At 68.6% G+C, this 24598-nt stretch carries 14 protein-coding genes; 7 read left to right on the forward strand and 7 right to left on the reverse strand.

The features are described 5' to 3' along the window. Positions 1-17: 17 nt before the first annotated feature. Positions 18-3050, reverse strand: coding sequence for a SpoIIE family protein phosphatase (locus ACIPSA_RS27590; protein ID WP_402639064.1), 3033 nt, complete (start codon positions 3048-3050; stop codon positions 18-20). 570 nt (positions 3051-3620) lie between these two features. Next, positions 3621-4496, reverse strand: coding sequence for a PhzF family phenazine biosynthesis protein (locus ACIPSA_RS27595; RefSeq protein ID WP_402639066.1), 876 nt, complete (start codon positions 4494-4496; stop codon positions 3621-3623). A gap of 596 nt (positions 4497-5092) precedes the next feature. On the opposite strand from ACIPSA_RS27595, the gene ACIPSA_RS27600 reads away from it, so the two are divergent. Further along, complete coding sequence (locus ACIPSA_RS27600) at positions 5093-6262, forward strand: chaplin family protein (RefSeq protein WP_402639068.1); 1170 nt, start codon at positions 5093-5095, stop codon at positions 6260-6262. 47 nt (positions 6263-6309) lie between these two features. Here the strand turns inward: ACIPSA_RS27600 and ACIPSA_RS27605 are convergent, their stop codons facing one another. Both ACIPSA_RS27605 and ACIPSA_RS27610 read right to left on the reverse strand, forming a co-directional pair. After that, positions 6310-7809 carry a S1 RNA-binding domain-containing protein gene (locus ACIPSA_RS27605; RefSeq protein ID WP_402639070.1) on the reverse strand — a complete coding sequence of 500 codons (1500 nt, stop codon included), beginning with the start codon at positions 7807-7809 and terminating at the stop codon, positions 6310-6312. A gap of 429 nt (positions 7810-8238) precedes the next feature. After that, positions 8239-9279: a helix-turn-helix domain-containing protein gene (locus ACIPSA_RS27610; protein ID WP_402639071.1), complete on the reverse strand. Its 1041-nt coding sequence runs from the start codon at positions 9277-9279 to the stop codon at positions 8239-8241. Between the two features lie 560 nt (positions 9280-9839). On the opposite strand from ACIPSA_RS27610, the gene ACIPSA_RS27615 reads away from it, so the two are divergent. Then, the gene (locus ACIPSA_RS27615) at positions 9840-11045 is read left to right on the forward strand and encodes a G1 family glutamic endopeptidase (RefSeq protein WP_402639073.1); all 1206 of its coding nucleotides are present in this window, start codon (positions 9840-9842) and stop codon (positions 11043-11045) included. A 280-nt stretch (positions 11046-11325) separates the two neighbouring features. Here the strand turns inward: ACIPSA_RS27615 and ACIPSA_RS27620 are convergent, their stop codons facing one another. The 3 genes from ACIPSA_RS27620 to ACIPSA_RS27630 all read right to left on the reverse strand — a co-directional run bounded on the left by ACIPSA_RS27620 (position 11326) and on the right by ACIPSA_RS27630 (position 17231). Further along, positions 11326-12609, reverse strand: a complete 1284-nt coding sequence (locus ACIPSA_RS27620) for an SGNH/GDSL hydrolase family protein (RefSeq protein ID WP_402639076.1) — start codon at positions 12607-12609, stop codon at positions 11326-11328. Positions 12610-12693: 84 nt separating this feature from the next. After that, positions 12694-15111 carry a glycosyl hydrolase family 95 catalytic domain-containing protein gene (locus tag ACIPSA_RS27625; protein ID WP_402639078.1) on the reverse strand — a complete coding sequence of 806 codons (2418 nt, stop codon included), beginning with the start codon at positions 15109-15111 and terminating at the stop codon, positions 12694-12696. 242 nt (positions 15112-15353) lie between these two features. Continuing rightward, positions 15354-17231, reverse strand: coding sequence for an alpha-galactosidase D (locus tag ACIPSA_RS27630; RefSeq protein WP_402639080.1), 1878 nt, complete (start codon positions 17229-17231; stop codon positions 15354-15356). Positions 17232-17799: 568 nt separating this feature from the next. Here ACIPSA_RS27630 and ACIPSA_RS27635 point away from each other — a divergent pair. From ACIPSA_RS27635 to ACIPSA_RS27655, 5 genes are all read left to right on the forward strand, one after another. Then, complete coding sequence (locus tag ACIPSA_RS27635) at positions 17800-19953, forward strand: alpha-galactosidase (RefSeq protein ID WP_402639082.1); 2154 nt, start codon at positions 17800-17802, stop codon at positions 19951-19953. Positions 19954-20190: 237 nt separating this feature from the next. Continuing rightward, a complete protein-coding gene (locus ACIPSA_RS27640; protein WP_402639084.1) occupies positions 20191-21291 on the forward strand; it encodes a sugar ABC transporter substrate-binding protein in 1101 nt (366 codons plus the stop codon). A 35-nt stretch (positions 21292-21326) separates the two neighbouring features. Further along, positions 21327-22415 carry a mandelate racemase/muconate lactonizing enzyme family protein gene (locus ACIPSA_RS27645; protein ID WP_402639086.1) on the forward strand — a complete coding sequence of 363 codons (1089 nt, stop codon included), beginning with the start codon at positions 21327-21329 and terminating at the stop codon, positions 22413-22415. Further along, positions 22412-23494: an ABC transporter permease gene (locus ACIPSA_RS27650; protein WP_402639088.1), complete on the forward strand. Its 1083-nt coding sequence runs from the start codon at positions 22412-22414 to the stop codon at positions 23492-23494. Before ACIPSA_RS27645 ends, ACIPSA_RS27650 begins: the two co-directional genes overlap by 4 nt. Then, positions 23491-24576 (forward strand): ABC transporter permease, encoded by a 1086-nt coding sequence (locus tag ACIPSA_RS27655; RefSeq protein ID WP_402639091.1) that lies wholly within the window; start codon positions 23491-23493, stop codon positions 24574-24576. Before ACIPSA_RS27650 ends, ACIPSA_RS27655 begins: the two co-directional genes overlap by 4 nt. Positions 24577-24598 lie beyond the last annotated feature (22 nt).

Consider the following 24598-nt stretch of genomic DNA (forward strand, 5'->3'; position numbering starts at 1 on the left):
GCGTGCGAGGGCAAAGGTCAAACTGAGGTGGTGGGGAGGGGCTGTTCGGTCCAGATGGACTTGCCGGTGCGGGTGTGGCGGGTGCCCCAGCGCTGGCAGAGTGCGGAGATGAGCTGCAGGCCGCGGCCGCCCTCGTCGGTGGCGGAGGTGTGGCGGATGTGCGGCGTGGTCAGGCTGGCGTCGGAGACCTCGCAGATCAGTGCGCGACTGCGGAGCATGCGTAGCCGGATGGGGCCGCAGGCGTGCCGGACGACGTTCCCGACCAGCTCGCTGACCAGGAGTTCGGTGGTCATGACCAGGTCCTCGTCGGTCAGGTCCCAGTCGGCGAGCTGAGCGCGGACCAGGTCGCGGGCCTGGCCTGCCGCCACCGGGTCCTCCGGCAATGCCCACTCGGCGACGTTCGCCGCGTCCAGTGGGTGGGTGCTGGCCAGCAGCAGGGCGGCGTCGTCGATCAGTGCACCGTGGGCGGGCAGGAGAGCGGAGGTGAGGGAGGCGCAGAGGGCGTCCAGGTCGGAAGCGTCCGCCGGTGGGGCCGGCATGGCGTTCACGGACTGGAAGAGGAGCTCGGCGAGGCGGCTCATGCCGGTGGTGACATCCCTGTCCTTGCTCTCGACCAGGCCGTCGCTGTAGAGGGCTAGCAGGCTGTCGGCGGGCAGCAGGGTCTCGAGGGTTTCGAAGGGCGGAGCGGCCACCCCCAGTGGCGGGTCCGGGGTCATGGACAGGAAGGTGACGGTGCCGTCGGGGTGGGCCACCGCCGGGGGCGGCTGACCGGCGCTGGCGTACGACAGACGTCGGGTCACCGGGTCGTAGATGCCGTACAGGCAGGTTGCGAAGGCATCGGTGCCCAGCTCGCCGACGATGTCGTTGAGGTGGCCGAGGATTTCGTCGGGCGGCAGCTCCAGCTCCGAGAGGGTGCGGACGGCGGTGCGGAGCGCGCCCATGGTGGCGGCCTCGGCCATGCCGTGCCCCATGACGTCGCCGATCACGAGCGCCACCCGGGCCGCGGAGAGCGGGATCACGTCGTACCAGTCGCCGCCGACGTCGGCTCCCTGCTTGGCCGGCTGGTAGCGCGCCGCCGTCGTCACCTCGGGCAGCTCGGGCAGTGCCTGCGGCAGCAGGCTGCGCTGGAGGGTACGGGCCCGGGTCGTCGCCTCGTCGTAGAGTCCGGCCCGCTCCAGGGCCTGCGCGATCAGTCCGCTGAGCGCGGTCAGCAGCGTTCGTTCGTCATCGCCCAGCACCCGCGATCGGCCGAACGAGATCACCGCCGCACCGATCCCGCGCCCTGATACCGCCAGCGGCAGAAAGGCCCACGTCTGCTTGCCGCCCTCCCGGATCAGGGTCTTGGTCCTCGGGTAACGCTTCAGGAACTCCTCAGGGGAGGAGATGAAGAGGGGGGTGCGGGTGCGCAGGGCGTCCCCCACCGGGTTCGCGGTGTCCCTCACCGTCCACTGCCCGTCCAGCAGTCGGGTGAAGCGCTCCGAATATCCCCGGGAGCCCACCACGGTCAGCCGGTCGCCGACCACGCCGAGCATGACGAGCCCGGTGGCCCCGAGGGGTGTCATCACGCCGTCGGCCACCGCCGCCATCACATCCTGGGCCGTGACAGCCTCGGCCAGTTCCCGAGTGATCCGCTGCACCAGGGCCGACCGCTCCGCGGCCGACCGCTCCGCGGCGGCCCGCTCGGCCTCCCGCAGATGCCGCTCGGTGGTGTCGGTGATGTAGAGCGTGAGGCCTTCCGGTACCGGCACGAGCCGCAGGTGGTACCAGGACGTCCCGTCTGGCCCAGGTACGTCGAATCCGGCCGGCTGGCCCTCGGCCACCGTGGCCCTGCACCGTGGCTCCAGCCCCGGCATGGCACGTACCGCGGGAATGTTCCAGAGCAGGGCTCCGGCCACGTCTCCCGCGGCGCCGAAGAGCCGCTCGGCGGCCTGATTGAGGAATCCGATGCGCCAGTCCCTGTCCAGGGAGACGAAGCCGTCGCTCATGTGTCGCAGCGCCTGCCCCACCGACTCGGCGGCGGCGTGTGTTTCGCTGCTGTCCGAGAGGGTGCCGATCACCTTGACCGGCGTCCCCTCTTCGTCCGTGATCGTCCGGGCACTGGCCTCGATCCAGAGGTATGTGCCGTCCTGGCGCCGGATCCGGTACTCGTTCTGGAAGCCGCCGCGCAGCTGGATGCCCGTGTCGAAGCCGGCTACCGCTCCAGGCAGGTCGTCCGGGTGGATCAGTTCGGCCCATGCCTCGATGCCGCCGCTCATCACCTCCGGATCGATGCCGGCCAGCACCTCCTCGACGGGCCGGTCGGAGGTCAGCTCGCCGGTGCGCAGGTCCCAGGTGTACGTGACGGAGGGCACCCCCTCCAGGTCCCACTGGGGGGCGGCCTCCCGCGGTCCTGGCCCGTTCTCCAGGGCCCGCAGCAGGGTGGGGGACGGATTGAGGATCCCGGACGACCTGAGCCTCCCGGACATCCAGGTCGCCACCTCGTTCAGAAACGCGCGCTCCGCCGCGCCGGGTTCGGCACCCGGGGCGAACAGGACGGAGAGCGCGCCGCGTCGCCAGCCACCGCTCGCAATGGGGACGGACAGGTGACCGATGCCGGTGGGGAGCCTGGCAGGCCACAGGGCGGCGGGGTCCCGGCCCGGAACCGGGTCGGGCGGGGCCAGGTCGGGCTGCCAGGTGATGGTGTCGTTGCGGGCGGCCCTGCTGGGCGGCGCCGTGCCCCGTACCGGGATGATCAGCCAGGGCCGGGTCATCGCCTCCGGCAGGCCACTGTCGGCGACCAGGTAGAGGATGCCGCTCATGCCGCCGCCCGGGAGATGCACCATGCCACCCAGGCCGTGCACCTCGGCTACCGCCTGCTGGAGCGCGGTCAGCAGCACTTCGACATCGCGCCGGTCCTCGTCCACGGCGTCGAGCAGCCGCATCCGCATGCTGCGTCGCTCGGAGGGCCGTACGGCCTGTACGGTCCGCAGGCCCTGCGGTGGGTGCAGCGGATGGGGGACGTGGGGTATGGACGGGCCGGTGTTGTCCGCGCCGCCGCCTCTGGTATTCACCACTGCCGACTGTCGCCTCCGCTCACCGCTTGGGATCCCGCTGGGCCGAAGATGATCGGATGTGGATCTGTAGATCCACATCCGTCCAATCCATCCTAATCGGAATAACTTAGGCGATTTCTCCGGTTCTGGGGAGCCTTTCGCATCCGATTAACCGTATGTGGCGTTAGCTCACCCTTCGTTACTGCTGAGGGCTTGCTTTGGCGCGCAGCTCCTTGAGCTGGTCGTGGCTTCTCCGGCCTTGCCGAAGGTCAGGCGGGTTCCGCGGCCCACGCGGAGCAGCTCCGGGTCGAGCAGGCAGCCGAGGGTGAGCCGCGGCGTTGGTCCGGCCGCGTTGCCTCGCTCGGAGGCCAAATCGGAGTAGGGCACCTCCGTGAAGTGCCACCCATGGATCCCGGCTGCGGCCGGCGCAGGGCTCGGCCGCACCGAGATCTCACGTGCCGACCACGGCCGGTCGGGGCGGGGGAGGGCAGTGGCGTCCACGGAACCTCCAGCGTGCTCGCCCCTGCTCCCAGAGGTGCTGAGCGTTGCGCGGAGCCCTGTGTCTGCACTGCCGTCATGGCCGGCGCTTCAGTTGATGCGAGCTCCTGTGCCGCTGACACGAACGCGCGCGTCACCCGCCCGCAGCGTCACCGTGAGTACACCTGGGCGGCCCAGGTCCTCGCCCTGATGCAGGGTGAGGACAGCGTCCTCGGGGGCGAGGCCGAGTTCGCGGGCGTACGCACCGAACGCGGCGGCCGCTGCGCCGGTTGCAGGGTCCTCGACGACGCCGCCGACGGGGAACGGGTCACGGACATGGAAGACGGTGGCCGACTCCCGCCACACCAACTGGACCGTGGTCAGGTCCAATCGGTGCATCAGCGCTTCGAGGCGCGCGAAGTCGTAAGCGAGATCTGCGAGGCGTGCGCGCGTCGCCGCCGCGAGAACGAGGTGGCGGGCGCCGGCGAACGCGATACGGGGCGGGAAGGCCGGGTCGAGATCGGCGGCCGGCCAGCCGAGCGCGGCGAGCGCCTCAGAGAGGTCGGCGTCGACGATCTCCTCGATGTGCGGCTCGACACTGGTCAGTGTGGCCTTGACCGTCCCGCCCTCCTCGGCCACCTCCACCGGCACGGTGCCGGCGCGTGTGGCGAACGCCAGCTCCCCGGGGCCTATCCGTTCGGCGAGCGCGATGGCGGTCGCGACGGTGGCGTGCCCGCAGAACGGCACCTCGGCCTTGGGGCTGAAGTAACGGATGGTGTACGCCCGTCCCTCCTGACCGCCGAGGTCCTCCGGGGGCGCGGTCAGGAACGCGGACTCCGAGTATCCGAGGTCGGCGGCGATGGCCAGCATGGCGCTGTCGTCCAGGGCACTGGCGTCCAGAACGACGCCGGCGGGATTTCCGCCGTCGGGGGCGCTGGAGAAGGCGGTGTATCGCAGCACCTCGGGCTGCGGCGCATTTGTCGTCATGTCCGCGGCAACATGGGGTGGTCCGCGGCTATTCCTGGACGCGGCCGGGGGTGTGATCGGCCCCTGCGGCGAGCCGCACCCTGATACCGACCCACCCCTCCCCCTACCCGAACTGGGCGTCGTACCAGCAGGGTTCATGGGCGTCGCCGCGGCGCCCTGCGCGGTCACCACGGCATGGCTGCGGTCACCACGGCATGGCTTTCGTAGCAGCGGGCGATGCGGTGAGGCCTCATTCGGCCAATGCTTTTTCAGTACGCGGCGCGGATTTGAGCATCATCGAATGAAACTTTAAATATACACTCGCATATTTCGTTCAGACTCGACCGATGCGGTGAAGGATGTAATCGCCGAGCTTGCCGGTCGTCTCTTCTTTCGGGTGCATGCTTGAATGCAGGCGACTTATCTTTCGGAAAGAGGTGGCAGCAATTTCCGCAATGAAGCTTTCCTGGTGTATGCGTACTGCATCGGTGTCCCTGGTGGCACTTACGGTCGCGAGTACTCCGGCGGCCGCTCAAGCCCAGACCTTGGCTCTGCCGGTGGGAGTGAGCACCCTTCACGCGCCCGGTACTCCTGGAGTCCCCCAGGCCCCGGTCACAGTGTTCGTCGAGGATTTCGAAAACGCGGGCCAGACCCCGACTTTCCTCGAGGACTACGTTGGTGCTCCACCGCTCGACGAGACGTACACGGCCGACCCACCGTGGCTCGACCACGGACAGTGCAACGGCATCATCCTGAACCAGGCCGGCGCTGATCAGACTGGTTGTCGGTGGGTGCCGTACCTGAAGGACATGGCCAGTGTGCTCGGGCAGGTCGGCGGGACGAATCCGCCGACCAATCACGCGGTGTCGGCGTACAGCGACACTGTGGCTCCTGGCGTCGACCGGGTCGAGTTCCGGACCGAGCAGCCGATCCCGATCGCGAAGCCGAATCACTACATCACCTTCGCGGTGGACGTAGCGGCAGACAATTGCCGTTTCGAGGACCCTCTGCTGAAATTCTACCTGACTGGTGGCGGTCCGGATATTTCGACCTTCACCACTCCCATCAATCCCTGCACCGACCCCAAATCCAAGCCCTATCCCGGAGGAATGAGTGGGCTCATGGCTGGGTCGTTCGCCGGCGACAGAGCTGTACTGTTCAACGGTACCGAGTTGGGCATCAAGATGCTCAATGGGCAAGGAAATGCGTACGGCAATGACCACGCATTCGACAACATCCGGATCCTGGATGCGACTCCGCAGCTGGACAAGGCGTTCAGTCCCGCCACGATCGACCAGGGCGGCACCTCGACACTCACCATGACAGTGACCAACACCAGTGAACTGGCGGCGAAGGACGACTTCGGCTTCGCCGACAACCTGCCTGCCGGTGTGCAGGTGGCCTCAAACGCGAATGCATCGACAACCTGCGGCAACGGCACGGTCTCCGCGGCTGCGGGAGGCTCGTCCGTTGCTCTGGCCGACGGCGACCTGGCCGCCGGAGAGAAGTCCTGCACGGTGACGGTGAACGTCACCGCTGACAATGCGGGAACTTACGTCAACGGCCCTGAAGCGGTCACCACGGTCGGCCTGAATCCCCCTGCCTCCGCGACCCTGACCGTCAACAGCAAGGGAGGAGCCGTGGGCACCGCGACGGGCTCGGCCGGTCTGCTGTCCGGCAACGTCGTACAGGCCCCGGTGACCATCCCGGTGAACGCTTGCGGCAACACCGTGAACGTCATCGGACTGCTCAATCCGACAGCGGGTAACACCTGCGTCAACCGCTGATCACGGGCGCTGCAGCGTAGGGGGGGAAGATCAGGCGCTGTGCCGGGTCAAGGCCCTTCGTGCGCGAGAGCCCGCAGGTGGGAGAGGGTGATGCGTCGTCGGCTCGGGTCGACGTCGAGGATCTTCACGACGAGAGGGTCGCCGACCTGGACCACGTCCCCGGGGTCGGCGACGGGTTCCTCGGACAGTTCGGTGCTGTGTACGAGTCCTTCGAGGCCATCCTCTCGGTCTTCGATCCGGACGAAGGCGCCGAACGGCACGAGTTCGGTCACGACGCCGGTCACGACCTGGCCGACCTGCTGGATGAATTGCGGCATCGGGTCCGCCTGCAGTGCCTTCAAGGACAGCGGCACACGCTCTCTCACCATGTCGACGTCGAGGACCTCGGCCGAGATCTCCTGCCCGACGGTGACGACGTCGGACGGGTGATTGATGCGCCTCCAGGACAGTTCTGGAATGTTGATCATTGCGGTGAAGCCGCCGATGTCCACGAAAGTGACGCCGAAGTCGGCAATCACCGTGACCGTGCCGGTGACGATCTGGCCGCGGCGGAGAGTCTTCAGAAAGGCCCAGTCCCGGTCGCTGGGGGTCGGTTCGGTCCTCCACCGGGCCCGCAGAACGCCGTCACGGTCGGGCATCACAGCCGTGCACAGTGGGTGACGCGAGTCGACGTCCAAGGGCAGGGCGGCAGCGGCCCTGGCGCCCGCCACCCGCACGGCGAGTGCCCGGGACTCCGTCTCGTCGACGATCGTGCTGGTGATCGCGCCGTTCCCGTCCTCCCAGACGAGCTCGACCAGGCCTTCGTCGGGGAGCGTGGCGAGAACTGCCTGAACGTCGGAGGCGAGGTCCGGCCAGACAGTCAACTTGGCGCGAGGGGTGAGCTCGGCGCGTACCGTGTCGAGGGTGTTCGGCGTGACGCGGTGCCAGCGGGAGGCGTTGTCGACGTACCCCTCCTCCAATACGACTGCCTGCCGCATCGCGATGGACCAGCGCAAATGGCCCCAGAAGTCCTCGTCGGCCGGTCGCTGTACGCCGGGCTCGTCGAAGTCCGCCTCGTAGGGCGATGCCTGCAGTCGTTCCGGGAAGAGACCGAGTGCCCGGGTGCGTGCAAGGGCGCTCTCGCAGGGCTTGTCGCTGCTGATGTAGACGTACTGGTCCCACCCGACGTGCACGGCGAACGTGTCCTCGGCTTCCAGACGGCACCAGGCGCCGTTGTCGCGGAGCATGGCCCGCACCAGCTCGAGACCGACGGAGAGGGAGATCTCCGCGCCGTCGTGGAATCCGCTGAGATCGGGTGGGAAGAGATCGCCCAGGCCGTGGCCTTCCACGGCCGGCTCCAGGCCGAAGTGGGCGAAGCCGGCCACCTGCGGCTCGCGAATGGTCAGTTGGTCGATGCCCGTGGCCGCTGCGAAGGCAGCGACAGCCTGCAAGTAGGCGGACTCGACCGGCCCGTGGTCGCTGGTCGACTTCTCAACACCGATGTAGTGGCCGTGTCCGTCGCGATCGGCGGGGTCGTACTTGGTAATCCGGTAGACGAAAGGCGGCACACTGCTCCCTGTGGTGTTGACGATGCGTGCTCAGGGTCGCGCGCGCGACCGGGTAGCGCAGGACGGATGGGCCGGCGCCTCGCCCCGATTCGCCTTGCCGCCTACGAGGGTGACCATCGGGATCACTTTCTGCAAGCGGGATACCGAATACGTCAGGCGGGCCGGATCGCGGGAGGCCGAATCGGCACAGGACGCCGCCTCGACAGGCTGAGCCGGCTGTCGCCGTGCGCCTTCGTGAGCGTCTTGGCTTCGCGGGTCCTTCAGGGGTGCCGGGCGCAGGCACGCGGGTCGTGGACACGGCTGCCGGCGGCGTCGGTCCACGGGCGGACCGGCGCCGCCGACCGAGGCACCGTTGTGCTCTGGGCGTGTCAGGGCTCCCCTGTGGCCCTGGCACGCTTTCGGGCACGTGGGCCTGTTGAGCGACCGGGATCAATGATGTTCGAGTACGCCGAGGGTTGTCGTTCGCACGGCGTCCACGTCCGTGTGCGCACAGTCCATGGCTGTTCGGTGCAACGCCTGGTCCCGCAGCTCACTGGGTGCCATGCCGTGCGCGGCGCGGAAGGCCCGGGTGAAGTCGCCGGGGCGGGAGTAGCCCCAGCGGGCGGCCACGGCGTGGATCGGTAGCCTGTGAAGGCCGGGGTCGGTGAGGTCCCGGCGGGCGTTGGCCAGCCGCTGGTCGCGTATGTACGAGGCCACCGTCAGGGCCTCGTCCTGGAAGAGGCGGTAGAGGTAGCTGCGCGAGATGTGGTGGGCCGCGGCGATCTTCGCGGGGGTCAGTTCCGGATCGCCCAGATTCCGCCGGATGAAGGACTTGATGCGCAGGGTCAGGGCGCGAGCGTGCGTCTCGGGCGGCAATGCCGGCTCCGCGTCGAGGGCGTGGGCGAAGACGGCGGTGACGAGATCGGTGACGACTGTGCCCAGCCGCTCCGCGTCGGCCGCCCGGTAGGAGGAGGTGTCCGAGGTCAGCTGCACGAGCAGCCCCGCGAGCAGCGCGCCCATGCCCTCCCGGCCGGATATCCGGCGCCCGACCACCCGGTCCGCCCGGTCGGACGGGAGACCCACGACTGCGCGCGGGATCTCCACCCCGACGATGGTGACCGGGTCGGGCCCGGTGGATATCTCGTAGGACCGGGACGAGCAATTCACGTGGAAGTCGTCGATCCGATACGCCACCTGCTGCCTGCCCCAGCTTGCCGCGCCGTCACCGTGCCGCAGCAGGGACAGGTGGAACACCTCCGGGTCGGACTGCCGCACGAGCCTGGGCGTCCGGCGGAAGACCAGGTGGTCGAAGGTCGCGGGCCACACCGTCACGTCGCCCAGCCCGATCACGCGCTGGTGACCCCGGTAGTCCGCGGTGCGCTCGCTGCTCAGCTGCATCGGCGCGTGGGTGCGCCCCAGTCGCTCCGCCCAAGCCTCGAAACGGTCATTCGCCGGCAACTCCTGAGTGGTAAAGACAGTTTCAGGCAGCACGGTGGTAGTCAATCACAAGGCTGATCACGGCCCGCGAGGCCCGTACAACCCGACCCGGCCACACACTTCTTCGGCACTCTCCACCGACTCCTCGTTGACGGGACCGCACTTGTCACCGCCTCCCGCCAGGCCCAGATCACCACCCGCGCCACATACCCCAATTACCGGGACCGGGGCGCCTTCACCTACATCCAGGGACAGTCCAGCGACATGCAGGAGAAGACGTGGCAGAACCAGACGGCTGGGTGATCCCACTGCACGACGTCGACCTCGTGCCCGAGCGCACGCAGACACCGCGGCGAGCTGCCTGAGTCGACCACTTCACTGGCCTGATGACGAGTCGTTCGGCGCTGAGCTGAACCCCGGCCGCGGAGGGCGTGTGTAGTTGAGCAAGCGCCCTTGGGAGGCCCCTGTGCGCTGAGGAATGGGTCTGGTTTGGTGGCGTTCTGTGCCGTTAGGTTCGCGGCATACGGGTGCTTGTTTCGGCCCGGGTGTCTGACGGCGTGGGGGGCTCAGGAGTGTTCGGTGCACTACGTGGCAGGCCATTTCGAGGACAACTCATGTGGCCGCTGGCCTTGATGCTGGTTGTCGTAGCGGCAGTACTGACCGGTCCGGTGGGACGCGCATCCGCAGCTCCGCTCGGGACGATCAGCGATCCAGGCTTCGAGGAGCAGTACACTTCGGCCGTTTCCCGTCCCTGGTCTACCGAAGGGCCAGGCTTCAAGGGAATCGACCAGGATCTCGGTCTGGGAAAAACTGGCTACAACAACGCATTCATTCGCACATCCAGCCGCAAATGGAATGCGATCACTCAGCGAGTATCAGTCAAGTCGAATACCAACTACGTGCTGGACGGCTGGGTCCGGACGTCGGGCAACTACACCACAGGATATTTCGGCGCGCGGAATCAAGCCGGAAAGACTCTGGTCCAGGAGAACTACGGCAAGGTCCGCACGCCTGGTGCCTACCAGTACGTGCACGTGGCGTTCAACTCGGGTGCGAACACCTCCGTCACCGTCTTCATCGGCTACGTCGCCCCAGGTGCTGACTCGTGGGTTCAGATTGACGACGTGTATCTCGGCTCGCCGTACGGCAACTGGGCGGGCTATGTCGTACCCAGCAGCCCACGGAACACGGCGCACAGTGCCGTTACCGGGGCTTGGGTCGAACCCTCCTTTCCCTGTGGCGACAGCGTCGACCCCGACCACATCTCGATGTGGGTCGGACTTGATGGCCTGGATCACAGCCCCACGGAAAGTCTGGTGCAGATCGGTACCGACGCCAACTGCAACAAGAGGGATCCGAACACGGGTGCCGAGATTCTCACGCACGGGGCATGGTGGGAAGTCATCGACGCTGGGAACGACAGCGGAGGAGCGCAACCCATCAACCGTCCGGTGGCGGCGGGCGACACCATGTCCGCCTCGGTGGTGCGACGGTCCAGCGATCCGACGAGCTATGTGCTGACGCTCAGCAACCTCACCCGGCATTGGACGCAGACACTGCCTGTACGCGCCCCTCACGCGAGGTCGGAGAGTGCCGAGATCGTGGCCGAAGAGCCGGGGGACATCCACGGCGCCATCTGGCCGAAGCACGTGTCGGTCCCCTTCTCGTACGTCACCGTGGACGGCGACCCTCTTGACCGCTACTACGACGTAGTCGTCGAACGTGGCCGGCGAAAGGACACAGGAACGGTCTACGGGCCGTCGTCCGCGACCACGGACGATGGCGGGTACAGCCACTTCACGCTCGCCTCCCGGCCGTAGGCCGTTCCGCGGGTTCCGGCCCTGGGCTCCGCTCACGAATTGCCTTGGCGGTGCGCCACAAGGCAGCGTCTCCCGCAGTGGGGCATCTGACGTCGTGCTGACCCAGGGCCGGGACGGTGAGACTTTCGTAGCGGGGGACGCCCGCACCGGCAGGACCAGGTGGACGCGCAGGGCCGGCAAGAACCTGTCGTGCGGCCCAGCCAATGTCCTCCGCACTCGACGTCAAGCACCCGCACACGTAGGCATCAATGCCGGTCAGCGGTTGGCACGCCCGCGGGCGTCAGGTACGAAGGAGCCGCAGGTCGATCGCGTCGGCCATCGCCTTCATGCCCTCGTCATTGGGGTGGATGTGGTCGCCTGAGTCATAGGCCGGGTTGAGGGCGGCCGGGTTCGAGGGGTCACGCATGGTCCGGTCGAAGTCGATGACGCCGGCGAAGGCGCCGCTGGTGCGGATCCAGTGGTTGACGTCCTGCCGGATCGCCTCGGCGGCAGGCGTGAAGTAGCCGTTGCCCTGGTCGGGCATCAGGGTCGCGCCGATGACTCTGACGTGGGCGGCACGCGCCTCGCCGATCAGGGTGCGGTAGCCGTTGATGAGATCCTGGGCGGTCAGCGGCCGGCCGTCGGGGCCGGCGTTGTTGCCGATGTCGTTGATTCCTTCGAAGAGGATCACGTCCTTGACGCCCGGCCGGCCGAGGGCGTCGTGCCCGAAACGCTTGAGTGCGCTGACGCCCTGCCACAGGTTGGGGACGTCCGTGAGGACCCGGTTGCCGCCTATGCCGGAGTCGACGACGCTCAGCCTCTGCGGGCCCGGTCCGGAGCCCAGTCGGCGGCCGAGAAAGTCGGGCCACCGGGTGTAGGTGCCGGTCGAGGAGTGGTAGCCGTCCGTGATGGAGTCGCCGAAGGCGACTACGGTGCCCCTCGCCGTCGGCGACACGACGTCCAGCCCTGCCAGGAAGTACCAGGAGGTCGTGGTGGTGCCGAACGCGGCGGCACTGTCGTCACCGGTGTGGTTGCCGGAGGCGATGTAGCTGGTGTCGAACGCGTCGGAGTGCCAGGTCGACATTCCCGTCGTGTCGGGCACGTAGAGGCTGACGAGCAGGTTCTCCCCGGCGCTGACCGAGATCGGGACGACGTCGCTGACCGCCTCCGATCCGGCGGGGATCGTGACGTGGTGCAAGCCGCCGAAGGCGACGTTACGAGTGGTGCCGCGCGTCGCCTCTCCGCCGCTCGCCTGGACGGCCACGTCCACGGCGCTGACGTCGAGCGGGGTGGTGCTGTACCGGTTGGACAGGGTGATGCGTGCGCCCGAGCCGGCGACGCTGCTGTGCACCACCATCCGGATGGTCTGGTTGTCGAAGGACGGGCCGCCGGTCGTCATGCCGGGCGACCAGGCGCTGACCCGTGTGCCCTTGCTCTGCGACGAGGACACGGCGGCGCTCGCCACGTTCGCGGTGCTCAACGGAACGACCGTCAGGACCATGCCGGTCAGCGCGCCGAGCACGGAGGGCAGGGACCTGCGACGCGGTCGGCGACCCGCCGTCGTGCCTTCCTTCTCCGGGGACATCGTCGATCTCTCCACTCTTCTCGCTCTCCACTCTTCTCGTCGTCCGCGGCGGGCTCGGCCCACCGAGCGGTTGCCGGATCGGCGTCAGCCGAGGTTGCCCAGGGTGACGGACTCACCGGGCCTGAGGCTGACCCTCCGTGAGGCGCCGCCCGCGAAGACGGTCGTGTCACGGCCGCCGATACTCCGCAGCGTCACCTGCGTGACCTTGCCGTTCCTCCACCTGAGGTCGGCGACGAAGCCACCGCGGACGCCGACGCCGGATATCGAGCCGGATGCCGCCCACGCGGCGGGCAGGGCGGGCAGCAGTTCGACGTGCCCCGGCCGCGAGTAGACCAGCATTTCGACCATCGCGGAGGGGGTGCCGAAGTTCGCGTCGATCTGGAAGATGCCGCGGCCCTCCCCCATGTCCATGATGTCGAAGAGGTTCGGCGCGCTGCCGTTGCTGCCGCCCGACGAAGGCTTCAGGTTGTTGACGACGAGCTGGTAGGCCTTCTCCGCGTTCTTCAGCCGGGCCCAGCACAGGCTGCGCCAGGCGTTGGACCAGCCGTAGCTGTTCATGCCGCGGGCGGTGAGGAGGGCGGTGGCGCCCGCGAGGATGTCCTTCGGCGTGGAGTCGTCCGGGCGGATCCGGTCGCCGGGGAAGAGGCCGAAGAGCGGGGAGAGGTGACGGTGCGTGGTCTCGCCGAGGTTGTCGGGCGACATCCACTCCTCCAGCCAGCCGGTCTTGGGGCTGACCACGGGCAGGTACAGGCGTTTGCGCAGGCCGTCGATGGTCGCACCGTAGGAGGTGTCCTTGCCCAGTACCCGGGTCGCGGTGTGGTAGTTGCCGAAGAGGTTCCACACCGATTCCTGGACGTAGGTGATGCCCTTGGCGTCCTGCGGGCCGTGCTCGGGGGACCAGTCGCTGTCGTCGATGAGGACCTCGCGCGAGGCTCCGGAGGCATCGGTGACGGTCGTGGTGATGAGGCGTGCCTCCCAGAACTCCACGGCGCCCTTGATGAGGGGATAGATCCTTTCGAGGTAGGCGCGGTCCTGGGTGAACTCGTAGTGCTCGAACAGGTTCTGGCACAGCCAGGCGTTGGCGGCCGGGTGCCACCACCAGCCGCTGCCGCCGTAAGGGTTGGTGGAGAAGGCCACGGTCCAACCGGCGACCTTTCCGCTGGAGTTGCGGAACCTGTTGGCGGGGGTGTTGAACAGCCGCTGCGTGACGTCCGTCCATGACGACAGCTGCGCGAGGCAGTAGTCCGCGAAGGCGCCGAAACAGTTGGACAAGCCCGTTCGGTCGGCCATCCAGTAGTTCATCTGGACGTTGATGTCGGTGTGGTAGTCGCCCATCCAGTCCGGATCGTTGCCGTCCAGCCACGGGCCCTGGAGACCCATCGGCAGGCTGCCCCGCGACCCGGAGATCATCAGGTAGCGGCCGAACTGCAAGTAGGCGGCCTCCAGTTCCGGGTCGGGGACGTTGTCCCGGTAGCGCGCCTGCAGCCGGTGCCAGGTGTCGAGCCTGCGTTGGGCCGTGGACGACGTACCGAGGGTGATGTCCAGCTGCTCGAACACCGGGCGGAAGTCGGCGACATGGGTGTGCAGCAGCGTGCTCGCGGAGTGGCCGGCAGCGCTCAGGACCTTGGTCCGGGCCAGGCGCTCCGGGTCTACGGACGGGTCGCGGAACTTGGCGGCAGCGTCGGGTGCGTAGTTGGTGCCGCCGCTGAGGACGACGGTGAGGTCCTTGCAGTTGCTGAAGGAGATCGACGTGCCGGCGACGGCGACGGTGCCGCTGCTGCTGCGGGCCGTGACGGCGGCGCCGTACTTCAGCCCGTTGGCGAAGGAGGCGCCGAACGACGCGTAGCGCCCCGAGCGGTTGGCGGTGGTGGACTCGCCGTGGGTGCCGGTGAGGGATACGGTACCGGTGTAGGTGCCGCCGCCCTGCTGGGAGAAGTACAGGACGATGACGTCGTCGGGGCGGCTGGCGAAGAGCTGCCGCTGGTAGGTGACGCCGGACAGCTCGTACGAAGTGCTGACGAGGCCCTGGGCCAGGTCGAGGGTGCGACGGTAGTTGTCGACGGAGCCCAGGTCGTGCTCGGGGATGTCGACGGTGAGCTTGGCCAGCAGGGTCAGCGAGCCGAAGTCGTCCCGGCCGTAGGGGAACTGGCCGTCGCTCTCCAGGGTGTCGTTGAGGCCACCGGTCCACAGGGTGGCGTCGGTGATCGTCAGCAGTTCGCTGGAGGGGTCGTTGCTCGCGAGCGCTCCGAGACGCCCGTTCCCGACCGGCAGACCTTGCCGGATCATCGAGTTGGGGGAGGCGGGAGCCTGCCACCACAGCTGGTTCTTCGCGGCGGCGGCCGCGGACAGCAGGGGTGAGGAAGTGGGGCGGAGGGGGGCCGCCGAGGCGGTGAATGCGGGCAGACCGCCGAGGGCGGCGGCCGTGCCGGCCGTGGCGGCGAGGGCGAGGAAGCCCCTGCGGCTCGGGTGGTTGTCGCCTGATTCGGTGTGCTGGGTGTCCACGTTGTGCACTCCATGTCCGGGGAACGGCGCATGCGGGAACGACGGATGCGGGAACGACGGATGCGGGAACGACGGATGCGGGAACGACGGATGCGGGAACGACGGATGCGGGCCGTCGGGCGATGTCGGGGCGAATGCGGCGGGCGTGGGCACGCCCGGACGCTGCGGGACCGTGTGTGTGGGGGCGGGGGCGGTTCCCGGGTGCGGGGCCCGGTCGTGTCGCTGCCGGGCCCCGCCGAGGGTCAGGCGGACTTGGGGACGTCGATCCTGTCGATGTCAGGCGAGTAGTCCCAGCCGCTGTCGAACGTGATGGTGTTGGAGCCCGCCTTCAGGGCCAACTGGACGCTGACGGTCTCGACCGTGCTCCAGTCGCCCGTGGAGGGGAATTTGAGGTGGGTGCCGTTACCGCTGTTGGAGTAGACGGTCACCGAGCGGGGGTCGCCGCTGACGTAGTGGATGTTGACGGTGTAGATGCCGTCCTTCCGTACCGTGATGTCGTTGAACCCCAGCTTGCTGTCGAGGTAGAGGTTGCCGACCTTCTTGCCGCCGGAGCAGGAGTCGCATGTGGCAACGGAGGCGTTGCCGGTCAGGGTGTTGTTCGCGGACTCGGCCTCGTAACCGGCGGTTGTCAGTGAGGCGCCGCCGGGCTTGACGGTGAACAGCCGTGAGCCGTGTGCGGGCAGCGTCGCGGAGATCTTGTTCTTGTACGTCCCGAGGTTCTTGTGGTTCCACAGGTCGCGTACGGAGGCCGCGCCGGTGAAGCCGAAGGATGCCCAGTCGGCGGTGACGGAGGCCGACGAGTCGCCGAGGTTGAACAGTGCCACGGTGTAAGTGCCGTCGGGGTTCCTGGATCCCCAGACCTGCTCGTCACCCATCGGGGTGACGGGACGGGCGACGGGCGAGCTGCTCTGGTCGACGGCGATGACTTCCTGGTTGGTCAGCAGGGAGAGACCGTAGCTGTCCAGCTTGGTGAGGTCGTCACCGGTGAACAGCGGCGACTTGTTGATGGCCCACAGCGTCATGTAGCTCTGCCGCTCGGCCTTGGTGAGGCCGTCCATCGCCCCGTTGCCGACGTCGATCGAGTCGAGGTCGTTCCAGCCGCCAGGGCCTGCCTTGCCGCTCCACGCCGGGGCGTCGTTCCACCGGTCGTTGACCGAGTTCTCCCAGGTGACCAGGGTGTTGCAGTAGCACTCGACGTCGGTGTCGATGCGCCAGCCGTTGGAGTACTTCTTCCAGTCGGCGGCGTGTCCGATGTCGAGCGACCAGGAGATCTCCAGATGGATCGGGCGCCCGGTGGTCCCGATGGCCTTGTGCCAGGCGGCGACGTCCGCGACGTTGTTGTAGTTGTCACCGGACTTGAACGAGCCCGGACCCACTCCGTCCAGCTTCAGGAAGTCGTAGCCCCAGCCCGCGAGCATCTGGGCCTGTGAGTCGATGTACTTCTGTGCGCAGGGGTTGTCGAAGTTCAGCTTGTAGGCGCTGTCCCAGCCGTTGGTGGTGCGCAGGTCCGAGTAGACGACGTCCGCGGTGGTGCAGCCGGGAGCGTTCCAGATCGGCACCTTGCCTTCGCCGTACGCGCCCTTCTCCAGGCCGACGGGCAGGTAGATGCCGGCCTTGAGGCCCTTGGCGTGGATGTGGTCGGCGACCGACTTCATCCCGTCGGGGAACCGGACCGGGTCGGGCGTCTGCCGGCCGTACCGGTCGAACTCGGACGTCCAGTTGCGGTCCATCCACCAACCGGCATCGATGTTGACGTGGTCGTACCCGTACTTCTTCAGCGTGGTGGCGAGGGCGTCCGTCTGCTTCAGGACGTTCGCCTCGGTGAGGTAGCTGTAGTCGCCGTCCGGGTTCAGGCCCGGGTACTTGGAGGACTGCATGCTCCAGCTGGACCAGCCCATGTACGGCTTGGCCGCGATGCCGGAGCCGGCGTCCGCCGTGGTCGCGGCCGAGGTGACGGCTGTGGTCGTGGACTTGGAGCCGACGGCCATGGCCTGGGTGGCGGCGGCCGGGACCGCTGCGGCGAGTCCGGCCGTGACGGCCAGGACCATCATCGCTCTGACGGTACGGCGCGGGAAGCCGGGGAGGGCTCCGCGCAGGGCTCTGTAAGGGGATGACCGCATGGGTCGCCTCCTGGGGATGGGGTGAGCAAAATCGTGCGGTGGTACCCGGTGGGGGACGGGCGTTGTTCCGGGCAGGGGATCGGCGTCTTACCGGACGGGACGCCGGGGAGAGGCGGCCGGGTGGCAGGTCACCGGGGGGTCGGGCCGGCGGTTCAGCCCCTGCCCAAGACGATGGTGAGCCCGCTGGTGAACCGTCTCCACACCCTCGACCCGATGGCCGAGCTCCGTCAGCGGACCGACCGCCTTGATGGCGTCGGCGGGGAAGAGCCTGGTGCGCCGCGCCACCTCGGTCCGAGTGAGCGGACCGTGGGAGAGCACGGTGGGGAGTACCAGGGAAGCGGCCGGCGTCATCGCCGGGGCCGCCTCACGAGAGGGGGCCGGACACATGGCCGGAAACTTAGGGAGGTTCTTTTTCGCTGTCAATAAATAAAGCAAACTCCTTTCCAAGAGCATGAGTTGACCATGACGAACCTGTGAAACGCAGACGGCAGGCGGGCGTTGACACCTGATCAAAGGCAGGGTTGGCTGCACCCTGCTCCTGTGTGGCGCTCTCCAAACGTGAGGATCCATGTCTGTCATCTCCTTCGACCCCACCTCAGGTGTCTGGCTGCTCTCCACTGCACGCACGTCGTACGCGCTGTGGATCGACCCCACGGGAGCGCCCTGTCACCTCGCCTGGGGACCTCGGCTGACCCTTGCCGCAGCCGGTCAGCTCGTACCTCTCCCGGCAGAAGAGGTCAGCAGCTTCGAGGGCCGCTCCCCGGCCGGCGAGGAGTTGCCGGTCGACGGCGGGGCCCGGTACGGGGCGCCGTCCCTGCGGGTGCGGTTCGCCGACGGCACCCGGGCCTTCGAGTGGGCACACCTGGGCCACCGGATCAGCGAGCCGGCGCCCGGAACCAGGGAACTCGCCCTTGAGTTCCGTGACCGTCACTACCCGCTGGCGGTCACGCTCCACTACCGAGTCCACGACAGCACGGACGTGATCGAGCGCTGGACCGTGCTGCGCAACACCGGGCGGCAGCCGATGGCGCTGCTGCGCGCGGACTCGGCCGCCTGGACCCTGCCGCTGCGCGACGACTACCGGATCAGTCATGTCACGGGCCAGTGGTCGGCGGAGGACCTGCTGCACCGGGAGCCGGTGCCGCACGGCGAGACCGTGCTCACCAGCCGGCGCGGCATCACCAGCCACCACGCGAACCCGTGGCTGATGCTGGACGCAGGCGAGGCGACCGAGGACCGGGGCGAGGTGTGGAGCGCGGCCCTGGCCTGGAGCGGAAGCTGGCGCCTCGTGGTGCAGCGCACGCCCGACGGGCGGACGTCCTTCACGGGCGGAGCGGGGCACGACGGAACGGAACTGCCACTCGGTCCCGGGGAGGAGTACGCGACCCCGCGCTTCGCGGCCCTGTACACCGACGGCGGCTTCGGCGCGGCGAGCCGCGGCTGGCACCGGTACGTCCGGAACCATGTGCTCCCGTACCCGGACGAGACGCGCCCCGTGCTGTTCAACTCCTGGGAGGCCACCGGATTCGAGGTGGACGAGGCCGGTCAGCGGGAGCTCGCGTTCCGGGCCGCGAAGCTCGGGGTGGAACTCTACGTCGTCGACGACGGCTGGTTCGGGGGCCGCCGCGACGACACCGCCGGACTGGGTGACTGGACCCCGGCCGCCGAGCGGTTCCCGCAGGGGCTGGGCCCGCTCGTCGAGGAGGTCCACCGGCTCGGCATGCGCTTCGGCCTGTGGGTGGAGCCCGAGATGGCCAACCCGGACAGCGACCTCTACCGGGCGCACCCCGACTGGGTGTTGCACTTCCCGCACCGCACCCGCACCGAACTGCGCAACCAGCTGGTGCTCAACTTCGCGCGTGACGACGTCGCCGAGTGGGCGTACGGATGGCTGACCCGGTTGGTCGCCGACAACGGGATCGACTTCCTCAAGTGGGACATGAACCGTGCCTTCAGCGAGGCCGGCTGGCCTGCCCGCGAGGACGGGCAGGACCTGCTGTGGACGCGGTACGTGCACAATCTCTACGGCGTCATCGACCGGCTGCGCGCGGACCACCCCGGGCTGCGCATCGAGACGTGCAGCGGTGGCGGCGGCCGCGTCGACCTGGGCATCCTCTCCCGCACGGACCAGGCGTGGCCGTCCGACAACACCGACGCGGCGGACCGGGTCTCCATCCAGCACGGCTTCAGCCAGATCTACCCGGCCCGGGCGATGGCGGCCTGGGTGACGGATGTGCCCAACCAGCTCACCGGCCGTTCGGTGCCGTTGCGTTACCGCTTCCACGTCGCGATGGCGGGGGTCCTGGCGGTGGGCGGCGACCTCGCGCGCTGGGCACCGGAGGAACTCGCCGAGGGCGCGGAGCTGGTGGCGGAGTACAAGAAGGTCCGTCACATCGTCCAGCACGGCACCCAGTACCGGCTTCGCGGTCCCGTCGACGACGGGCCGACCGCCGTGCAGTACACCTCCGCGGACCGCCGGGAGGCCTTCGTGCTGGTGTGGCAGAGGGCACCGCGCCACGGCACGCCGCGTCCCGCCCTCAGGCTCGCCGGCCTGGATCCCGCCGCGCGCTACCGGGACGCCGCCACCGGCGTCGTGCATCACGCGTCCGTGCTGGCCGGGTACGGGATCAGGCCCGAGCTGCCGGCAGGTGACTGGTCCAGCACGTCCCTGCACCTGATCAGGGTCGACGACGTATCGGCCGACGGTACCGGCCCTCTCTGAGACGACAATTTCCTATACGATTTCGGACCTGATCCGAGTGAATGACGGCCGGCCGACGGATCGGCGTGACCGGATTCCAGAGCCTTCAGTGCACGCCTGACCGCCCGTTAACTGACTGTTTTGGCTGGTGTGTCAGGGCGGACGTCATCGATCGTGTGGTTCAGGGGGTTGACGGGGGGCGGTGTCTGACTGAACATCGCCCTACCAATTTCCTATTTGATTCTGGGGAGTGTGGAGATGCGTCCCCCGACCCGTTCCGTTCTGTCAGGTGCCGTCGCAGTCGCTGTGCTCATGGCGGGCTCGGCGGCCTGCACCATCAAGTCCTCCGGTGCGTCCCCCGGCACTCGGTCCCAGGCGCCCGCGTCCGGCAAGTCCGGAACAGGCACTGCCGAGTTGGCCGATGGGTCGGGCACCAAGGTGGCCCTCGTGCCCGGCGGCGCCCACCCGTACTTCCAGCCGTGGAAGGCGGCTGGAGCCGTAGCGAAGAAGAAGTACGGCCTCGGGGACGTGACCTTCGACGAGACCTCCGAGTGGGACCAACAGAAGCAGGACAACCTGCTCTCCACGCTGGCGGCCCGCGGTTACAACGCGTTCGGCGTCTTCGGGGTCTCGCCCACCGACATCAACACCACCTTCGCGGACCTCAAGTCACAGGGTTTCGCCGTGGCTTCGCTCGCCTCCTGCCCGGCCGGCGGCACCGACAAGGCCGACTTCTGCCTCTCCACGGACGTGGAGGTCGCCGCCTACAAGGCGGCCAGGACCGCGATCGACGCCATGGGCGGCAAGGGCACGCTCGTCCACCTCACCGGCAACAACGTGGACGCCAACACGCAGCTGCGCATCAAGGGCGTGACCAGGGCGGTGAAGGAGTCCGGCGGCAAGGTGAAACTGCTGCAGACCATCACCGACGTCGACAAGGACCTGCAGACCGCGCAGAAGGCGGTCTCCGACCTGCTCGCGGCCAAGGGCAACCAGATCCAGGGCATCGTCACCACCGCCTACAACCCCGCCGTCGCCGCCGCCGACGCGGTGAAGAGCTCCGGATCCAGGGCCAAGGTCGTCGCCATCGACGACGACGCCAAGATCCTCAGCGCGATCAAGGACGGCTCCGTCACCGCCACCGTGGTGCAGAACCCCGTGGGTCAGGCCGAGGTGGGGACCTGGGCGCTGGCGCTGCTGCAGACGCACCAGTGCACCATGCGCGACCCGGGCCAGATCATCGACTCCGGCTCGTTCGTGGTCACCAAAGCGAACGTGGGCACCTACGACTCGGCCAGGAAGGCGAAGACCGAGCAGCTCAAGAAGCAGTTCGCAGACACGTTCCTCGTCTGCAAGTGACCGCCGACGGCACTACGGAAAGCGGACCTCGCACGATGACCATCATCACGAACGCCACGGCACTGCTCGCCGACATCGCGGTGGAGAAGGACCGCACGGACGCCGTGCAGGCCTTCGTCAAGCAGGAGACGATCCTCGTCGAGATCACCACCTCGGACGGCCTGCGGGGAACCGGCTACGCCTACACGATCGGCACCGGCGGGTCGTCCGTCCTGGCCCTGCTCCGGGAGCACCTGCTGCCTCTCCTCGTCGGAGCGGACGCCCGTAACGTCGAAGCACTGTGGCAGAGGCTGTTCGCCACGACGCGGGCCACCACCACCGGAGCCATCACCTCCCTCGCCCTCGCCGCCGTGGACACCGCGCTGTGGGACCTGCGGTGCAAGCGCGCCGGCGAACCGCTGTGGCGGCTGGCCGGCGGCCACCGCCAGGAGGTCCCGCTCTACGACACCGAAGGCGGCTGGCTCCACCTGAGCACCGACGACCTGGTCCGCTCGGCACTGGAGGCACAGAAGGCCGGATGGGCGGGCGTCAAGATCAAGGTGGGGAAGCCGCACGTGGCAGAGGACGCCGAGCGGCTGCGTGCCGTCCGCGAGGCCGTCGGCCCGTCGATGCACATCATGACCGACGCCAACCAGTCACAGACCATCTCCTCGGCACTCCGCCTCGCGACCGCCCTCGAACCCCACGGCCCGTACTGGCTCGAAGAGCCCCTCCCGGCCGATGACGTCAGCGGACACGCCCGCCTGGCGGCCGCGACCAGGATTCCCGTCGCCGTCGGCGAGTCCCTGTACTCCGCCATGCAGTTCCGCTCGTACCTGGAGTCGGGCGCCGCCTCCGTCATCCAGGTCGACGCCGCGCGCATCGGCGGCATCACACCCTGGCTGAAGGTCGCGCACACGGCGGAGAGCCACAACGCCATGGTCTGCCCGCACTTCCTGATGGAACTGCACGTCAGCCTGGCCGCCGCGGTGCCCAACGGCATGTTCGTCGAGTACATCCCGCAGCTGAGGGCGGTGACCCGTACCGAACTGACGGTCCGTGACGGACGGGCGGTGGCGCCGGACGTGCCGGGCATCGGGATCGACTGGGACATGGACGCCATCGACGACAGGAGGGTGGCATGAAGGCACCCGCCGTGACACCGGAGAACGACAGCCGGGCCGACGCGGCGGATGCCGCGCCGCGGACCGCGCAACGGCTGCCGTTCTGGGTGAACCAGCGGCTCGGTCTCCTGGTGCTCACCCTCGCTCTCGCCACGCTGTTCGGCGTCCTTCGGCCGGCGTTCCTCGACGAACGGCTCGTACTGTTCCCCCTGTTGCGGGACATCTCGACGCTGACCGTGGTGGCGCTCGCCCAGATGGTGGTCCTCTCCGTGGGACACATGAACCTCGCCGTCGGCCGGATGGCGGCCTTCGGCGCCCTCTTCGCGGGCCTCGGCTACGACCAGCTCGGCCTGCCGCTCCAACTCGGCCTGCTCCTGTGCCTGTTGGCGGGCGCCGCCGTCGGCGCCCTGACCGGCTGGATCATCGCCCGTACCGGCGTGAGCTCCTTCGTGGTCACCCTGGCCATGGACTTCGCCCTGCTGGGACTGGTCTCCCTGCTCTACTCGGCGCTGACCGAGAACGCGGCCTTCACCACGCAGCCGAGCGGGCTCATGGACCTGCGCTCCACCTCGCTCGCCGACATCTGCGTCGGTCCCGTCTGCGGATCCCCGGCCGTCCCGCAACTGGCCCAGTTCACGGTACTGGCCCTGGGCGGCCTCGGTTTCCTGTACAGCCGCACCCGCATGGGCCGGGAACTGCTGCTGACCGGTGCCAACCCGGCGGCGGCGGAGCTGTCGGGCATCCCCACGGGCCGCCGCGTGATCCTCGCGCACACCCTCTCCGGACTGCTCGCCGCGCTCGCCGGCTTCATGGCCGCCGTAGGCACCGGCTCGTTCCGCGCCTCCATCGGCGAGGACTTCATGCTGCCCTCTTTCCTCGGCGCGGTCCTCGGCGGCACCCTGCTCACCGGCGGCGTCGTCTCCGTACTCGGCGTCCTGCTGGGCACGTCGCTGGTCGGCGTGATCCGCAAGGGCCTGGATCTGCTCGGTGTCGGCCTGGAGAGCCTGAACATCTACCTCGGCTGCGTCCTTCTGCTGGCCCTGTCGGCCGACCGGGTGCGCACCGTCGTGTCCTATCGCAAGGTGGTGCGCTCCACGTGATCACGACCAACGGTCGCGGAGCCCGTACCGGCGCGGCCCTGCGCCGCCTGTCCCGCTCCACGACCATGACATTGCTGTGCGTGACACTGGCCGGATACCTCGCCCTGGGAGTGGCCTCGTCGGGCGAGTTCTTCCAGGGACCGTCGGTACGGACCTTCCTGCAGTACCTGGCCACGCCCATCCTCATCGGACTGGCCCAGATGGTCGCTCTGTGCGTCGGACAGCTCAACCTCGCGGTCGGTGCCCTGGGCGGCTTCACGGCCTGTCTGATGGGCGTCCTGATGGCCGACGACGGTGTCCCGGCGCCGCTCGCGGTCGCGGCCGGCGTACTCGCGGCGACGGTGGTCGGTCTGGCGACCGGTGTGTTCATCGTGGCGACGCGGATCAACGGCTTCATCGTCACGCTCGGCACGATGACCATCCTGCTGGGAGCCCAGTACCGGCTGGCCGGCACGCGCACCGTCGACGGCTACTCACCGACCCTCAAGCGCCTCGGCCGGGCGGCTCCGCTCAACCTCCCCCTGGTGTTCCTCACGGCGCTCGCGGCGGCGGCCCTGCTGGCCGCGTTCCTGTACCGGGCGACCGCCGGCCGTCGGCTCCTCGCGGCAGGCGGCAACCCGCTGGCGGCGCGACTGTCGGGCATCTCCACCGACCGGCAGATCGTGCTCGCCCACACGCTGTCCGGCCTCCTGGTCGGCGTCGCCGCCGTGACCGCGACGGCGTCGCTGCCCGGCGTCAACCGCAGCGTCGGCGGCGACTGGCTGCTGCCGAGCTTCGCCGCTCCGATCATCGGAGGCGTCGCGCTGAACGGTGGATCCGTCGCGGTGTTCGGCACGGTGCTGGCGGCGTTCGTCATGCGGCTCATCGACGCCGCGCGCGCCCAGTTCTCGCTAGACCCGAGCTGGGTGAACTTCCTCATCGGCCTGGTCGTGCTCGGCACGGTGGTCGGCGGCCGGATCCACCAGTCACATGTGGAGAAGAAGGGCAAGAGACGCACGGGGCAGGGGAGTACTCCATCGGCACCGGCGGGCCGGGGACCGAAGGCCGACGCCACCCTGCCACACGTGGGAGGTGCCGGATGAGCGACGTCCTGCCGAACGCGAA

The sequence above is a fragment of the Streptomyces sp. NPDC086549 genome (assembly GCF_044746205.1).
Taxonomy (GTDB): domain Bacteria; phylum Actinomycetota; class Actinomycetes; order Streptomycetales; family Streptomycetaceae; genus Streptomyces.

Bases quoted from the DNA above. Each gene is read 5' to 3' on its own strand.
- ACIPSA_RS27595 (WP_402639066.1), bottom strand. From the start codon at position 4,496: ATGACGACAAATGCGCCGCAGCCCGAGGTGCTGCGATACACCGCCTTC.
- ACIPSA_RS27615 (WP_402639073.1), top strand. From the start codon at position 9,840: ATGTGGCCGCTGGCCTTGATGCTGGTTGTCGTAGCGGCAGTACTGACC.
- ACIPSA_RS27620 (WP_402639076.1), bottom strand. From the start codon at position 12,609: ATGTCCCCGGAGAAGGAAGGCACGACGGCGGGTCGCCGACCGCGTCGC.
- ACIPSA_RS27630 (WP_402639080.1), bottom strand. From the start codon at position 17,231: ATGCGGTCATCCCCTTACAGAGCCCTGCGCGGAGCCCTCCCCGGCTTC.
- ACIPSA_RS27635 (WP_402639082.1), top strand. From the start codon at position 17,800: ATGTCTGTCATCTCCTTCGACCCCACCTCAGGTGTCTGGCTGCTCTCC.
- ACIPSA_RS27640 (WP_402639084.1), top strand. From the start codon at position 20,191: ATGCGTCCCCCGACCCGTTCCGTTCTGTCAGGTGCCGTCGCAGTCGCT.
- ACIPSA_RS27645 (WP_402639086.1), top strand. From the start codon at position 21,327: ATGACCATCATCACGAACGCCACGGCACTGCTCGCCGACATCGCGGTG.
- ACIPSA_RS27650 (WP_402639088.1), top strand. From the start codon at position 22,412: ATGAAGGCACCCGCCGTGACACCGGAGAACGACAGCCGGGCCGACGCG.